We start from the raw sequence: 14,271 nt of genomic DNA on the forward strand, positions 1-14,271 counted from the left end.
AACTCGTGACCTCAACCTTGGCAAGGTTGCGCTCTACCAACTGAGCTAGTGTCGCGTAATAGGTTAGATGGTGCCCCGGGCCGGACTTGAACCGGCACAGCGCGAACGCCGAGGGATTTTAAATCCCTTGTGTCTACCAATTCCACCACCAGGGCACGCAAATCTAAAACTTGCGATGGAGACACCATCTTGATAATGTTTGTTGGTTATCATTATCTTAAAATTTGGAGCGACACACGAGGTTCGAACTCGTGACCTCAACCTTGGCAAGGTTGCGCTCTACCAACTGAGCTAGTGTCGCAAATGGAGGCGCGTCCCGGAGTCGAACCGAGGTCCACGGATTTGCAATCCGCTGCATAGCCACTCTGCCAACGCGCCGCCGTAACTCCAATCGTTTCGCTTTTTTTCTGCGTTCCTCTTGGGTACGGGATGCATTCTACGGATTCGAACTAATGAGTCAACACTATTTTTTATTTTTTGAATCGTTTGTCTAATTAAGCGTCAAAAAGCGCTAATTTGGTTAATTTAGTCGCATAAATTCGTTGAATTTAACTAAGTTAGCTGTCGTAAAGTCTATGCGATAACAAAAAAACGGGCCTAAGCCCGTTTTTCAATGGTGTTCCTCATTGAGGAGATCATCTTTAGCTGCAATCAGATATTGAGCCATTGACCAGTAGGTCAGCACAGTAGCCACATATAGGCTAATATAGCCCAGCCATACCATCCAATCATCGTATCTCCAAATAAGCACCCACAAGGCAAACATCTGGCTGAGCGTTTTGACTTTGCCCACCCAAGAAACAGCGACGCTGGCACGTTTGCCTATCTCAGCCATCCACTCTCGAAGCGCCGAGATAATAATTTCACGAGCAATCATAGTCACCGCAGGAATCGTCACCCAAATACTATGATAATGCTCGGTAATTAAAATCAGTGCACTCGCGACAAGCACTTTATCGGCTACAGGATCGATAAAAGCGCCAAAACGAGACATTTGTCCAAGCTTGCGTGCGAGCATTCCATCAAGCCAATCGGTGAAACCCGCGACCCAAAACACCATGGCAGCGGCAAAAGGTGCCCAACTGTAGGGAAGATAAAAAACAACGACAAACACCGGAATAAGAAGAAGTCGTAATAAAGATAAAATGTTTGGGATCGTTAAACGCATATTTATTGAGGCTCTTATCGTTTGCGTATCGTTATTGTTCTGTTCACTGCTTCACAACAGGACTCTATGGTGCGTGATTTTTTCTATTGTTTCAATGCTTGATAAATGTTTTCTGCTAAAGAGATACTAATCCCTGGAACTTTGGCGATTTCTTCCACGCTTGCGCGGCGAAGCTCTTGCAAACCACCCATAAACTTAAGCAAAGACTGACGACGTTTGGGCCCGACGCCTTCTATACCCTCCAACACACTGGTTTTTCTGGTTTTACCACGTTTTGCTCTGTGGCCTGCAATGGCATGATTGTGGCTTTCATCTCGAATGTGCTGCATTAAATGCAGTGCAGGCGCGTCGCTTGGTAAATGAAACTCTTCTCCTTGCGGTGTGATTAGTGTCTCTAACCCTGGTTTTCGAGTCACACCTTTAGCAATGCCTATCAAACGAGGACGCTTTGGCCAGTCATGCCAGTAATTGGAAATAATGTCGACGGCACGGTTAAGCTGCCCTTTTCCCCCATCAATAAATACAATATCTGGAATTTTTTCCACATCGATTTGTTTCGAGTAACGGCGTTCAAGCACTTGCCCCATGGCGGCATAATCATCGCCACCGGTAATTCCAGTGATATTATAGCGCCGGTATTCCTGTTTTAGTGGCCCTTCTTGGTTAAACACCACACAAGAAGCAATGGTACTTTCACCTTGAGTATGAGAGATATCAAAACATTCCATACGTAAGATACTATCCAGATTGAGCAGTTCTCGAAGCGCTTTGAAGCGCTGCGAAATGGTCATTTTATGATTGATTTTGCTGGTCACCGCCGTCAAGGCATTGGTATTAGCCAGTTTTAGATATCGCGCCCTTGGACCAGTTGGATTCATATGAAAATGAATCTTACGTCCTGCGATATCACCCAAGGCTTGTTGCAATGGTTTCGCATCATCTATCAAATCAGCATTAGCAATAATTCTTGCAGGAATAGTACGTGCTTCGTTGTGACTCAAGTAGTACTGACTAAGAAAGCTATAGAAGACTTCTTGCTGGCTTGTATTACTGGGGATTTTGGGAAAGTGGCTGCGACTGCCGAGAACTTTCCCTTGGCGAATCATTAAAATATGTATGCACGCCACACCATTTTCTTGAGCAAAGCCAAGCACATCCATATCTTCTTGAGAGTCATGAGACACAAACTGCTGCTCTTGGATACGGCGTATCGCCTGTATTTGGTCGCGCAGCTTTGCGGCATCTTCAAATCTAAGTTGTTGGCTAGCTAGCTCCATCTTTTCAACAAGTGTAGATAGAACTTGCTGATCTTTGCCTTGCAGAAATAATCGAACCAAATTAACTAACTCTGCATAGTCTTTATCTGAGATGATGTCACTAACACAAGGTCCTGCGCAGCGACCTATCTGGTACATCAAACAAGGCCGAGTACGATTACTATACACAGTGTCTTCACACTGTCTCATGGGAAGAATTTTTTGGATCAAATGCAATGTTTCACGCATCGCTCCTGAATCTGGATAAGGCCCGAAGTACTCTCCCTTGCGTTTCTTTGCTCCGCGATGCATCGAGAGCCTAGGGTGTTTGTGGCCACTGATAAATATGTACGGGTAGGATTTATCATCCCTTAGCAACACATTGTGTTTTGGCAAGTATTGCTTAATGTAGTTATGCTCTAATATCAGAGCTTCAGTTTCTGTATGAGTGACAGTGACATCAATTTGAGCGATGTTGCTCACTAGCGCGCGAGTTTTTTCACTATCAACTTTGGTACGGAAATAACTAGAAAGGCGTTTTTTGAGGTCTTTGGCTTTTCCTACATAGATCACAACAGCCTCAGCGTTATACATTCTGTACACGCCGGGCTGATGGGTGACCGTCTTTAAAAAAGAAGCCGAATCAAAGGGATCGGTCACTACAAAGTCTCAGTATCTAACATTCCATGGCGAATGGCTAAATGGGTCAGTTCAACATCACCATTAATACCAAGCTTGTTAAATAACCGGTATCGGTAACTGTTCACTGTTTTGGGACTTAAGTTAAGTTGCTCAGATATATCGGTAACTTTTTGTCCTTTGGTGATCATCATCATTATTTGCAACTCACGCTCAGAAAGCTCTGCAAACGGATTCTCTGACGCAGAAGAAAATTGGCTCAATGCCATCTGCTGCGCGATATCAGGAGAGATATAACGCTGACCACTATTTACAATACGTATTGCGTTGACCATTTCATCTGGCCCCGCCCCTTTTGTCAGGTACCCTGCCGCACCTGCTTGCATCACTTTGGTTGGAAACGGATTTTCCGTATGAACAGTTAAAACGATGATTTTCACATCAGGATTAAAACGCAAGATTTTCTTGGTTGACTCTAAGCCCCCAATACCCGGCATATTCATATCCATTAAAATGACATCGGTATGATTTGCCCGACACCATTTTACTGCGTCTTCACCGCTTTCAGCTTCCCCTGCTACGTTCATTCCACGGACGTCTTCAATAATACGTCGTATCCCTGTGCGAACCAGCTCGTGATCATCTACAAGGAAAACATTTATCAAACTTGTATCTCCACACTTTTTAATTCGCTCTGCAACCACCTAAAAAAGTGGATAACAGCATGGCTGCTTATTCTAACCTAATTATGGTTTGTTAATTAATCTGAATATGTGCCCAAACGCAAACTTTAGCAAGTACTTATTTTCATAACTGCTGCTTAACTCCCTAATAACACAATTATTGATAATTCTAGCCGTATATTACTGTAATAGCTACAAATTCAGCTTATAAACACATTCTCTTATCAGCAGCTTTGCAAGGAGCCAAAATCTAAACTATGAATACAGGGTGCATTGTTCAACAGCACATTTTATACGGAATTATCAAGAAATTATTTTCTAAGGATATGTTATGAAAAAGCTTCTAGCAGCGACAATTTTGGCCACTACATTACCTTTGTCTGGTCTAGCACTGGCAGACAGTGATGTAGGCTGTGGTTTCGGCACCATGGTTTTTGATGGCAGTGAAGGAAAAGTGCCCAAAATTCTTGCGGCGACCACAAATGGTCTATTAGGCAACCAAACTTTTGGTATTACGTTTGGTACTCTGGGTTGTGATGGTACGGGTAAAGTCACTTCTTCAGAAAAACTCGCCATGTTTATCGATGGAAACATAGATAATCTTGCTCGAGATATGGCAAAAGGCCAAGGCGAAACCTTAGCAACCCTTTCCGAAGTATGGGGAGTAGACGACGCTGACAAAGCAAGATTCAACTCTTTAGTGCAAGACAACTTCTCTAATGTCTTTGTTTCAGAGAATGTTACCTCTCAAGAAGTGTTCGCTAATCTCAATAATGTAGTTGCAAACGATAACGAGCTTGCTCACTACGCTATCTAAACTCGGTTACATTTTAATGCCACTTATAGAGTGGCATTTTCTCTCTATCAGCCATCAAGATAGGCCAAATTCCATCACCATCAATAAAATATAAGAAGCTTTCCTTTATGAAGTCGTACCTTATCAAAAGTGCCTCACTGCTTAGCTTATATCTGTTTGTTCCAAATGCCTTCTCTGCCAACAAATTTGAGGTCAAGAGGCTGGCTCAAGACCCCTATTGGCTCAAACTAGGCCATTACTTACCCAGTTTCTTATCCGGCTACCAAAGCACCATAGATAATGAACAATTCTTCATTTCGCCAAATGGCAAACACTCACCAGAGCAGGAATTGCAAGCAACTATAGCCAAGCTTTACTCAGAGGATCAAGAAGTTGCCAAAGAGATACAATGCCGTTTCCCAGCAAGATACTCTTGGCTAGAAAGCCTGCAAGGTAGACAAGCCACACTCTCATGCCCTGAGTTAACCACGTGGAAGGACATTATTGACCCAGAAGGGCTGACGCTCGTGTTCCCGACCGCATTTATGAATAACCCATCTTCCATGTTCGGCCATACTCTGCTTCGTATTGATGCCAAGGATCAGACTCGACACAAAGAATTAGTCGCATTTGCCGTCAACTTTGCCGCAGAGCCTGACAGTCAAGACAACTCTGCAGCATTTGCTATCAAGGGCTTAATTGGCCAGTATCCTGGTCGATTTGCCGTTATGCCCTACTATAAGAAAGTTCGCGAATACAACGACATTGAGTCAAGAGACATATGGGAATACAGACTGAAACTTACCCCAGAAGAAGTCGAAAAAATATTACTTCATTTGTGGGAGATGCAAAACGCTGAATTTGACTACTACTTTCTCGATGAAAACTGCTCTTATCAATTGCTGTCCTTACTGGAAATTGCCCGAAAAGACCTGGCTCTAACAAAAGAGTTTTCTGTACAAGCCATTCCTTCAGACACGGTTCGCGTTCTCGCTGAAAACGACTTACTGGAGGCACCCTATTATAGAGCCGCTTTCGGCACTCGGCTTTTACATCAAGCCAATGAAGTCGATGCGCGCCTGTTTGAAGCAGCAAAAAAGGCAACCCAAGGCAATTTCCCAGATAAGTCTAAATTCTCAGATACAGAGCGAGCAGCAATACTAGAGCTTGCCTATGAATGGTTAAATTTCCAGCTATATGATCAAGGTTTAGAGCGAGACCCAACCGCTAAACGGCTAACCAAGCTCCTTTATCTAAGAAGCAAAATAAAAGTCTCTTCGCCATTTTCACCTGTTGAACAGCCGCTCGTCTCACCAGAGCAAGGTCATGCTTCTGCTCGATTTGGTTTGGGTTATCAATATTGGGACGACACAAGCAATCAAACTACTCTAGAATGGCGAGCTGCCTATCATGACTTGCTAGACTCTCAAGATGGGTTTGTCGCTGGTGCACAAATTAATTTTCTCGACACACAACTGACTATCAGCCAAGAAGGTACAAATAGGCTGGATAGGTTTTACCTCTTCGATGCCATGGCACTCGCCCCCAGCAACAGAGTTTTTAACAGCTGGTCTTGGAACATACGCACTGGAATGGATCGACAACCAAAATCGGACGCCATGGACGAACGTTGGTTTGCCCAAGGCGGCTATGGGAAATCATGGGGTGATTCAGATAAAACACATGTTTATACGCTATTATCCGGTGAGTTAAACGGTGGAAAACTCACTGACTATGATCTCGTTTCCGGAGTAGGTATTGAAGCTGGTGCTTTATTCCAGATAGCCCCAGAACACAGGCTTGGTTTACAAGCTCAATATCTTGCACTCATACATTCTGATCAAGATTCCCATTCAAACCTAAATATCAGTTGGAATTGGTCACTCACCCCCAATTTTGCGCTCCGAACTCAGGTTGGTTATAAGCAATGGTATTCAGAAGATATTGGCATCAAAGTGAGTGGATTAATTTACTATTAGACTAATAAAGGCTTGTGCTAAGCTAGCGGCGAATTTCTATAAGAGCATTTCAAATGTCAATACAACATGGATTTTTGTTGACTCGCCAAGCCAGAGATATCTCAGGTCAAACCCAGATAGAGCTCTGGCTAAAAACAGAGAACGGTCCCGTTCAGCTCATTATCAACGGGGAAAAGTCTGTATTTTTTATTCCCCAACAAGAAGTACCTCAATGCCAAAATTTATTGCGGTCTTTACATGTTAACGCTGAAATCAAGGCCGTACCGCTAACCAGCTTTGACGGTATAAAACTCGCTGCCTGCTATTGCCACACAATCAAGCAAGCGCAACAGCTAAGCCAAGAGCTCAAACAAAGAGACATACTCGTTCTTGAAGATGATATTCGTCTTGCAGATCGTTATTTAATGGAGCGCTTTATCCAAGGCGGCCTTGAGTTTACTGGCATACCAGAGCCAAAGCGAGGCTATACAAAATTTCATCACACTCAATGCCGAAAATACGATTATACACCTCAGTTAAAAGTGGTTTCCTTAGATATTGAGTGCTCAGAAAAAGGTACCTTATATTCCGTTGGGCTCGATAGCTCGATGGACAGCCGAGTGATCATGATAGGTCCCTATCAGGAATCGGAGACTCAGATCGAGTGGGTCGACAACGAACGTCAACTCTTGACTGCTATGATACGCTGGTTTGAGCACTTTGACCCTGACGTCATCATTGGCTGGAATGTAATTGATTTTGATTTTCGAGTTCTGCACAAGCGTGCTCAGTGGCATAAGCTCAAATTGAACATAGGCCGCGCTAAACAAAATTGCTTCTTTCGCACCTCCTCAAATACCCAACAAGCTTTTGTATCTATTCCGGGTAGAGTCGTGATGGATGGCATTGACACACTCAAAACGGCGACCTTTCACTTTCGAAGTTGGTCACTCGAGTCTGTCTCGCAAGAATTATTGGGCGAAGGGAAAAAAATCCATAATGTCCACGATAGAATGGATGAAATTAACCAGATGTTTCTCAAAGACAAGCCCTCTTTGGCGAAATATAACCTTCAAGACTGTGTCCTGGTAAATAAAATCTTCTCTCAAACTCATTTACTTGAGTTTGCTATAGAGCGTTCCAAGCTCACAGGGGTAGAGCTGGACCGTGTCGGAGGCTCTGTGGCAGCATTCACCAATTTGTATTTGCCTCAGATTCACCGAGCAGGCTATGCCGCTCCCAATTTACACTCTGAGAATTGGTTCGCAAGCCCAGGCGGCTATGTGATGGACTCAATCCCTAATCTTTATGATTCTGTTTTGGTCCTTGATTTCAAGAGCCTTTACCCATCAATAATTAGGTCGTTTCTGATTGACCCAATGGGCTTAATCGAAGGACTTAAATTAGAAATTGGCAAGGACGAACATCAAGCGGTTGAGGGTTTTCGGGGAGCTCAATTTCATCGCAGTAAACACTTTCTTCCGGCTATGATTGAAGACCTTTGGGCAGCTCGAGACCAAGCTAAAAGCAATAACGAAGACGTATTTTCACAGGCCATTAAGATTATCATGAATTCATTTTATGGAGTGCTTGGCTCTTCTGGCTGCCGTTTCTTTGATACTCGTTTAGCATCAAGTATTACAATGCGTGGGCATGAAATCATGAAACAAACGAAGCAGTTAATCGAGCAAAAAGGTTATCACGTTATCTACGGTGATACCGACTCAACCTTTGTTGCCTTAAACGGTCAGTTCTCACAAATGCAAGCGAACAAGATAGGGCAAGAACTCGTACACTACATTAATAATTGGTGGACAAATCACCTCAAAGAAAAATACAACCTGACCTCAATCCTTGAGATAGAGTATGAAACGCATTATAAAAAGTTTCTTATGCCCACAATTAGAGGTCAGGAAACAGGATCAAAAAAACGTTATGCCGGACTTATTGGTGATGGTGAGTCAGAAAAAATTGTATTCAAAGGTCTAGAAAGCGCTCGTACCGATTGGACTCCTCTATCCCAACGTTTTCAGTACCAGCTTTATTCAATGATCTTCCATGAACAAGATCCCTCAGACTTTGTTCGTGAGTTTGTCGAGCAGACATTAGCTGGGGAGTTTGATTCAGAAATGGTGTATCAGAAGCGCCTTCGGCGCAGGCTCCATGAATATCAGAAGAATATTCCTCCACAAGTGAAGGCAGCTCGCTTAGCCGATGAAACAAACTCACAGTTGGGCAGGCCTCTTCAATACCAAAACAAAGGCCGAATTGAGTATGTGATTACGGTTAACGGGCCAGAGCCGCTGGAATACTTAAAAAGCCCTATCAATTATCAACACTACATCGACAAGCAACTTAAGCCTGTCGCAGAAGCCATTCTGCCATTTGTGGGAATCAATTTTACTAGCCTGTACGAGCCTCAGCTTGGTTTGTTTTAGTACAACAATCAGCCAATACGAAACTCTGTTTTTTGATACTGCTTGACCAACCACTCTCCAAAGCCATCAAGGATACCTACGACAGAACGCTTGGCAATAAAGCGACCAGGCAGCAAAATCCCTAAGCGTTCAATCTCAACTTGCTTTTCTGGATAATAACGCAAAAAGTTGTTCCCGCACTCAATGGGATCATCAAACCAGTTCTTATCTTTGTACATCACAAGAGAATAGCTGGCTCGAAGTAGCTTTTTCGCAATGATCACTTGAGCTTTTATCTGATCTTCTGGTGTCGCCGAACGCGCTATTCGATTGCGATAAACAGCAACCCAATTTTCGACATCCATGTTCCAGTGTTTGGCAACTTCCCAACTTGGTTCATAATCCCCAAAGCATTCTGCTAGGTTTTCACCATAGACACACACTGAACAATGGCGCAGTTGAAATCCCCAAGAGAATATGCTGTCAAGACTAGCGACCTCTTGGGCTAGAGTATTAGTTAAAGAAATCCCGTTAATAAATGGGTAGGCCTTTTGGAAACGAAACTTTATCGAGTTAAACAAGGTAGTTCTTGTATCGCTGAAGCTCTCATTAGACACAACTAAAACGTCAAGATTAGACAAGTTTGGCTCAGCTCGTTTTCGCGCAACACTCCCATAGATGTATACACTATGAAGATTCTCTCCCAGCCCGCTCTTAAGAAAACTCACGAGTTCATCTACCGCTGGCTGGTACATTTCCTGAAATGGCTGATTAGGGTCAATAATTGAAAGATGCATATAATTGATTACAATAATTTTTAGACTCTGTATCTTCTAATGTTCGCCCACACATTGGCACGAATCAAGATATTCCTTCGTTTAAACTCTATGTATATAATACGACAATTCCATTCCATGCTAAGGATATATTCATGCCAAGGGCAAGCGAACTTAAAAAAGGTTTTGCTATAGAATCAAACAGCAAAACACTGCTAATCAAAGATATTGAAGTCACAACTCCTGGGGGCCGAGGAGGCGCAAAGATATATAAATTGCGCTGTGTGGATTTGTCCACGGGTGCACGTGTGGATGAAAGGTTCAAATCTGATGATGTGGTTGATACTGTCGACATGTTTAAAAGAGCAGTTGCCTTCTCATACATAGATGGCGATGAGTACATATTCATGGACAATGAAGACTACACACAGTTCACATTTAAAAAGTCTGACATTGAAGATGAATTACTGTTTGTTACAGAAGAAATTCAAGGACTTCACGTTATTGTTGTCGACAACAGTGCTGTTGGTCTTGAACTCCCAGCCTCTGTTGAGCTTGTGATAGAAGAAACAGACCCATCGATCAAAGGAGCTTCTGCTTCAGCAAGAACAAAGCCAGCTCGCTTTGCGACTGGTTTGACAGTACAAGTCCCCGAATATATTGCGACAGGTGATCGTATTGTGGTCAATACGGCTGAGCGCAAATATATGAGCCGAGCTTAACTATGCCAACACTGATATCCTATGATGATGCAATAGAAACGGCCTACGATATATTTCTCGAAATGGCACCAGATAACCTTGAACCTGCGGATGTCATCATTTTTACCGCACAATTCGATGAAAGAGGTGCTGCCGAGTTGGTTGAAACGGGCGACGACTGGCCAACACATGTCGGATTCGACGTTGACAAAAGTCTATACGCAGAAGTGAGAATAGGCCTAGTCAATGAGGACAATGATGTCCTTGATGACGTATTTGCCCGTCTTCTGATCAGCAGAGATCCAGAACATAAGTTTTGCCATGTTCTTTGGAAAAGAGACTAAATAAAGGCAAAGCTACATAACTAGAAGACGGGTTGTATATCACTCCGTCTTCTAGATTTTCGGTACGTTAACTGAATAAACCGTTCGCTTAGTAGTTTCAGCCTTTGACCTTAGCATTTTCCACGCGAGCCTTCAGTTTTTGCCCAGGGCGGAAGGTGACAACGCGGCGAGCACTGATAGGAATGTCTTCACCCGTCTTTGGGTTTCTACCCGGTCGTTCATTTTTTTCGCGTAGATCGAAGTTTCCAAATCCAGACAGTTTTACCTGTTCGCCACTTTCCAGTGCCTTACGAATTTCTTCGAAAAACGCCTCAACCGTTTCCTTGGCATCCCGTTTACTGTATCCGAGCTTTTCAAACAGGTTCTCAGCCAAATCGGCCTTTGTGAGCGCCATAAAACTTTCCTCAAAACTGTGTTTAACATTGCTGCCGTATTTAGCAGCGCCAAAGCATTTTGCTCAGCCAATCAACAACATATCGGCCATACTTGGGGAAGTGTATGCCAACCTTCTGATTTTCGCCAACTTTTTTATTGGCTGAATACGCCTTTAATGTTAATTCTATCATAATAAAAATCGCATTTCACCTAGTACCACTTCATTAAAAGCTTACTTTTCAATACATTAAAATAAAGAACAGATTAGTAATCGAATATAAAAGAAGTAGTATCGCGGAAAATAAAATTTATTCTTTTTTTAAATATCAAAACGACTTGCAATTTGAGTACTCGTTACTGTGAGCAAAATACGATGCTTACACTCGATTTTTACCCTCTTATTATTAGACAGAAAAATCAATATAAGTCATTAAAAACCTGACATAAAATTATAAAATAAGAGCCCAAGTTTAAGTATGGCATTCATTATGCTTTGTTGGAGTTATCAATCATAAGTGGCAACATTTTGTCGAAGCCACACCCTTTCTGAGCAGTTATCAGATAGGCATAGCTAGGAGAGGCTGAATATGGAACTTCATCGTCATACATACTACAGACTTATTCATCATGGAATTAAATGTTTACTGGTTGACAGGCTTGGTCACTTTACAGAACATGAGTACCATGACTACCTCAATCACATGACAGGGAAATCAAGCTGCTTTGCCATGAGTAACGAAGAACTAAAAGTTGCTGTTTCAAATTTGAGAGAAGAAGGCTATCTTGAAGATATTAAACCTATGATATCGTCTCTTGAAGTTTACCAATAATTTGGTTCTTAACTGAGCAAGATCATCTATAACCATGCACAAGCATCGTTGGATGCCTAGCCAGTTATGAATAACTGGCTTAAATTATTCCAACAAGTTTGCCCCAATATGCCTTTAAGGCCTATTTTCATTGTCCATATTTCGTTAGACTGTCACCAATATTGGAACTTTAGACTTTTGCAATGAAACAACTAATCGATTTTATCCCACTGATTATCTTTTTTGTACTGTATAAAATGCAAGACATATACGTAGCAACAGGCGCTCTGATTATTGCTACGGCAGTCCAAGTCATACTCACTTACTTGCTATATAAAAAAGTAGAGAAAATGCAGTTGATTACTTTTGTTATGGTCGCTTTGTTCGGCGGCATGACGATTTTCCTTCACGATGACAACTTCATCAAATGGAAAGTAACCATTGTATATGTTGTTTTTGCCCTTGGCCTTGCTATTAGCCATGCCATAGGTAAATCGGCAATCAAAGGTATGCTTGGAAAAGAAATTACCCTCCCAGATCATGTATGGGCGAAAGTGACTTGGGCATGGGTGGTGTTCTTTTCATTTTGTGCAGGCCTCAATATTTATGTCGCGTACGAACTTCCACTCGATGTCTGGGTGAACTTCAAAGTTTTTGGGCTGTTAGCTGCAACCTTTGGTTATACAGTTATCACTGGAATATATATTTATAAGCACTTGCCGAAACAAAAATCCGAGTCTAGCGCTGGTGACTAGACTATATGGGTTGTTATAATCCCCAATAGTTATCCTATCGATTCTTAATATTATTCGATAGATACACAAACAAGTCTAAGCTTTCCCCCTCTTGGGTTTTAGCGACCATTTTGGTCGCTATTTTATTTTATGGATGTCAATTATGAATCAAATCATTACCTCTCCACGTGGTCAACTTCTCCTGCGCACTTTAGCCATGCCTGCCGACACTAATGCCAATGGTGATATCTTTGGAGGCTGGATTATGTCTCAACTCGATTTAGCCGGAGGCATTCTAGCAAAAGAAATTTCGGGAGGGCGTATTGTCACTGTCTCTGTGTCTAGTATCACTTTTAAAAAACCAGTCCGCGTTGGTGATGTGGTGTGCTGCTATGGTAAATGTCAAAAAATTGGTAGAAGCTCGATGAATATCGATTTAGAAGTATGGGTTAAGCCAGTAAAAGAGCATGGCATAGGAGAACGTTTCATGGTCTGTGACGCTACGTTTAACTATGTTGCAATAGATACAGAAGGCAGACCTCGTGCGATCAAACAGAACTAATTTCACAGTTTATTGTCAGACCCTCTTTTAAAAGCTGTTACATTCTGTACAGTTAGGCTTCATTGACTCTAGGCAATGCCTCTCAACAAATTTATATATGAGGACAGCAATATGTGGTACGTAATTTTTTCTCAAGACGTGGAAAATTCGCTCGAAAAAAGACTTGGCGCTCGGCCGGCTCATTTAGCTCGTTTACAAAAACTTCAAGATGAAGGGCGCCTCCTTACAGCTGGTCCTATGCCAGCGATTGATTCTAATGACCCTGGTGAGGCTGGTTTCTCAGGTTCAACCGTTATTGCAGAATTTGATTCACTTCAACAGGCACAGGATTGGGCAGACGCCGATCCGTATGTTGATGCTGGTGTTTATAAGCAGGTTATAATTAAGCCGTACAAAAAAGTGTTCTAAAAATGAAACTGAAAACTATCCTAGCAATACTAGCAGCCACCATAATTTCTGGGTGCTCGTCTTCAGGAGAGCAGCGTCAGCTTGAAATGTTAGCTCATAGCAGGGCAAGTGTGATAGCCGCAGAACTTCCAATGGAAGTGGGTCCACTTTCTATCATAAGAGCCAACTCTAAGGGAACTATGATAGAAATAATGATGGTCTACAATCAGGATGCCCCAGGAGCAAAACCGATCCAACATGTACTCAAAACTAGCATTCAGAGCTACTGCAGCGATGAAGAGACTAAAGCCAACTTGGACGTTGGCCTAACCTACAGAATAAAAATGCGAAACACTAGAGGCCAGTTAATGGTTGATCAAATTGTCGCAAAACAAACGTGTCAGGCCAAGTAATAGCCATTTTTCATTCCTAAACTGGGGCTAGGATAACTGTAGCCCCAGTTTATTTAATGACATGGCTTCTGTCTGTGTCCATCAATCACTTGAATTCAAGCTGACACTGTCTTAAAAATTTTATCGGTCCCCAAGTGCACAGATAAAATACGTCTATCAACTATTTTGTGAACTTTTTATGACAAAAAACAGCCCTCAATACTGTAATGCCGTTCACTTAAGGTGAGCGGCATTGTTTTTTCTGGGGTATCGG

General features: G+C 42.4%; 15 protein-coding genes and 3 tRNA genes. 10 read left to right on the forward strand and 8 right to left on the reverse strand.

From position 1 onward, the window contains the following. Positions 1–68: 68 nt before the first annotated feature. From AAFM34_RS17950 to uvrY, 6 genes are all read right to left on the reverse strand, one after another. Positions 69–155, reverse strand: a tRNA-Leu gene (locus tag AAFM34_RS17950). A 70-nt stretch (positions 156–225) separates the two neighbouring features. Beyond that, positions 226–301: transfer RNA gene (locus AAFM34_RS17955), tRNA-Gly, on the reverse strand. Between the two features lie 3 nt (positions 302–304). Next, positions 305–378: transfer RNA gene (locus tag AAFM34_RS17960), tRNA-Cys, on the reverse strand. 232 nt (positions 379–610) lie between these two features. Then, positions 611–1,168, reverse strand: a complete 558-nt coding sequence (gene pgsA / locus AAFM34_RS17965) for a CDP-diacylglycerol--glycerol-3-phosphate 3-phosphatidyltransferase (protein WP_160927001.1) — start codon at positions 1,166–1,168, stop codon at positions 611–613. Between the two features lie 83 nt (positions 1,169–1,251). After that, complete coding sequence (uvrC, locus tag AAFM34_RS17970; RefSeq protein ID WP_341665194.1) at positions 1,252–3,084, reverse strand: excinuclease ABC subunit UvrC; 1,833 nt, start codon at positions 3,082–3,084, stop codon at positions 1,252–1,254. Continuing rightward, positions 3,084–3,728: a UvrY/SirA/GacA family response regulator transcription factor gene (gene uvrY, locus AAFM34_RS17975; protein WP_114785643.1), complete on the reverse strand. Its 645-nt coding sequence runs from the start codon at positions 3,726–3,728 to the stop codon at positions 3,084–3,086. Before uvrY ends, uvrC begins: the two co-directional genes overlap by 1 nt. Positions 3,729–4,077: 349 nt before the next feature. On the opposite strand from uvrY, the gene AAFM34_RS17980 reads away from it, so the two are divergent. The 3 genes from AAFM34_RS17980 to AAFM34_RS17990 all read left to right on the forward strand — a co-directional run bounded on the left by AAFM34_RS17980 (position 4,078) and on the right by AAFM34_RS17990 (position 8,938). Further along, the gene (locus AAFM34_RS17980; protein WP_341665197.1) at positions 4,078–4,563 is read left to right on the forward strand and encodes a DUF3015 domain-containing protein; all 486 of its coding nucleotides are present in this window, start codon (positions 4,078–4,080) and stop codon (positions 4,561–4,563) included. A gap of 107 nt (positions 4,564–4,670) precedes the next feature. Continuing rightward, positions 4,671–6,521 carry a DUF4105 domain-containing protein gene (locus AAFM34_RS17985; protein ID WP_341665199.1) on the forward strand — a complete coding sequence of 617 codons (1,851 nt, stop codon included), beginning with the start codon at positions 4,671–4,673 and terminating at the stop codon, positions 6,519–6,521. Positions 6,522–6,574: 53 nt separating this feature from the next. Beyond that, positions 6,575–8,938 (forward strand): DNA polymerase II, encoded by a 2,364-nt coding sequence (locus AAFM34_RS17990; RefSeq protein WP_341665201.1) that lies wholly within the window; start codon positions 6,575–6,577, stop codon positions 8,936–8,938. An 8-nt stretch (positions 8,939–8,946) separates the two neighbouring features. Here the strand turns inward: AAFM34_RS17990 and AAFM34_RS17995 are convergent, their stop codons facing one another. Beyond that, the gene (locus AAFM34_RS17995) at positions 8,947–9,714 is read right to left on the reverse strand and encodes a nucleotidyltransferase domain-containing protein (protein WP_341665203.1); all 768 of its coding nucleotides are present in this window, start codon (positions 9,712–9,714) and stop codon (positions 8,947–8,949) included. Positions 9,715–9,848: 134 nt separating this feature from the next. Between AAFM34_RS17995 and yeiP the strand changes: the two genes are divergently transcribed. Both yeiP and AAFM34_RS18005 read left to right on the forward strand, forming a co-directional pair. Beyond that, positions 9,849–10,415 carry an elongation factor P-like protein YeiP gene (yeiP, locus tag AAFM34_RS18000; protein ID WP_341665205.1) on the forward strand — a complete coding sequence of 189 codons (567 nt, stop codon included), beginning with the start codon at positions 9,849–9,851 and terminating at the stop codon, positions 10,413–10,415. A gap of 2 nt (positions 10,416–10,417) precedes the next feature. Further along, entirely contained in the window at positions 10,418–10,738 is a 321-nt protein-coding gene (locus AAFM34_RS18005) for an HI1450 family dsDNA-mimic protein (RefSeq protein ID WP_341665208.1), read from the forward strand. A 97-nt stretch (positions 10,739–10,835) separates the two neighbouring features. On the opposite strand, the gene ihfA is transcribed toward AAFM34_RS18005, so the two are convergent. Beyond that, positions 10,836–11,132, reverse strand: a complete 297-nt coding sequence (ihfA, locus tag AAFM34_RS18010) for an integration host factor subunit alpha (protein WP_114785549.1) — start codon at positions 11,130–11,132, stop codon at positions 10,836–10,838. A 568-nt stretch (positions 11,133–11,700) separates the two neighbouring features. On the opposite strand from ihfA, the gene AAFM34_RS18015 reads away from it, so the two are divergent. The 5 genes from AAFM34_RS18015 to AAFM34_RS18035 all read left to right on the forward strand — a co-directional run bounded on the left by AAFM34_RS18015 (position 11,701) and on the right by AAFM34_RS18035 (position 14,018). Further along, a complete protein-coding gene (locus AAFM34_RS18015; protein ID WP_341665210.1) occupies positions 11,701–11,943 on the forward strand; it encodes a hypothetical protein in 243 nt (80 codons plus the stop codon). A 182-nt stretch (positions 11,944–12,125) separates the two neighbouring features. Continuing rightward, entirely contained in the window at positions 12,126–12,677 is a 552-nt protein-coding gene (locus AAFM34_RS18020; protein WP_341665212.1) for a septation protein A, read from the forward strand. A gap of 142 nt (positions 12,678–12,819) precedes the next feature. After that, positions 12,820–13,218 (forward strand): acyl-CoA thioester hydrolase YciA, encoded by a 399-nt coding sequence (yciA, locus tag AAFM34_RS18025; RefSeq protein WP_341665214.1) that lies wholly within the window; start codon positions 12,820–12,822, stop codon positions 13,216–13,218. Positions 13,219–13,329: 111 nt separating this feature from the next. Further along, on the forward strand, positions 13,330–13,626 hold the full coding sequence (locus AAFM34_RS18030) for a YciI family protein (protein WP_341665216.1): 297 nt from the start codon (positions 13,330–13,332) through the stop codon (positions 13,624–13,626). Between the two features lie 2 nt (positions 13,627–13,628). Further along, complete coding sequence (locus tag AAFM34_RS18035) at positions 13,629–14,018, forward strand: GspS/AspS pilotin family protein (protein WP_341665218.1); 390 nt, start codon at positions 13,629–13,631, stop codon at positions 14,016–14,018. Positions 14,019–14,271: the final 253 nt, after the last annotated feature.

Source organism: Vibrio sp. (genome assembly GCF_038138445.1).
GTDB lineage: Bacteria > Pseudomonadota > Gammaproteobacteria > Enterobacterales > Vibrionaceae > Vibrio.

What these genes read in the sequence shown, in the direction of transcription:
- AAFM34_RS18030 (WP_341665216.1), top strand. Translation starts at nt 13,330, where the DNA reads ATGTGGTACGTAATTTTTTCTCAAGACGTGGAAAATTCGCTCGAAAAA.
- AAFM34_RS18015 (WP_341665210.1), top strand. Translation starts at nt 11,701, where the DNA reads ATGGAACTTCATCGTCATACATACTACAGACTTATTCATCATGGAATT.
- AAFM34_RS17990 (WP_341665201.1), top strand. Translation starts at nt 6,575, where the DNA reads ATGTCAATACAACATGGATTTTTGTTGACTCGCCAAGCCAGAGATATC.
- AAFM34_RS18035 (WP_341665218.1), top strand. Translation starts at nt 13,629, where the DNA reads ATGAAACTGAAAACTATCCTAGCAATACTAGCAGCCACCATAATTTCT.
- ihfA (WP_114785549.1), bottom strand. Translation starts at nt 11,132, where the DNA reads ATGGCGCTCACAAAGGCCGATTTGGCTGAGAACCTGTTTGAAAAGCTC.
- pgsA (WP_160927001.1), bottom strand. Translation starts at nt 1,168, where the DNA reads ATGCGTTTAACGATCCCAAACATTTTATCTTTATTACGACTTCTTCTT.
- yeiP (WP_341665205.1), top strand. Translation starts at nt 9,849, where the DNA reads ATGCCAAGGGCAAGCGAACTTAAAAAAGGTTTTGCTATAGAATCAAAC.
- AAFM34_RS18020 (WP_341665212.1), top strand. Translation starts at nt 12,126, where the DNA reads ATGAAACAACTAATCGATTTTATCCCACTGATTATCTTTTTTGTACTG.
- yciA (WP_341665214.1), top strand. Translation starts at nt 12,820, where the DNA reads ATGAATCAAATCATTACCTCTCCACGTGGTCAACTTCTCCTGCGCACT.
- AAFM34_RS17985 (WP_341665199.1), top strand. Translation starts at nt 4,671, where the DNA reads ATGAAGTCGTACCTTATCAAAAGTGCCTCACTGCTTAGCTTATATCTG.
- AAFM34_RS17995 (WP_341665203.1), bottom strand. Translation starts at nt 9,714, where the DNA reads ATGCATCTTTCAATTATTGACCCTAATCAGCCATTTCAGGAAATGTAC.
- AAFM34_RS18005 (WP_341665208.1), top strand. Translation starts at nt 10,418, where the DNA reads ATGCCAACACTGATATCCTATGATGATGCAATAGAAACGGCCTACGAT.
- AAFM34_RS17980 (WP_341665197.1), top strand. Translation starts at nt 4,078, where the DNA reads ATGAAAAAGCTTCTAGCAGCGACAATTTTGGCCACTACATTACCTTTG.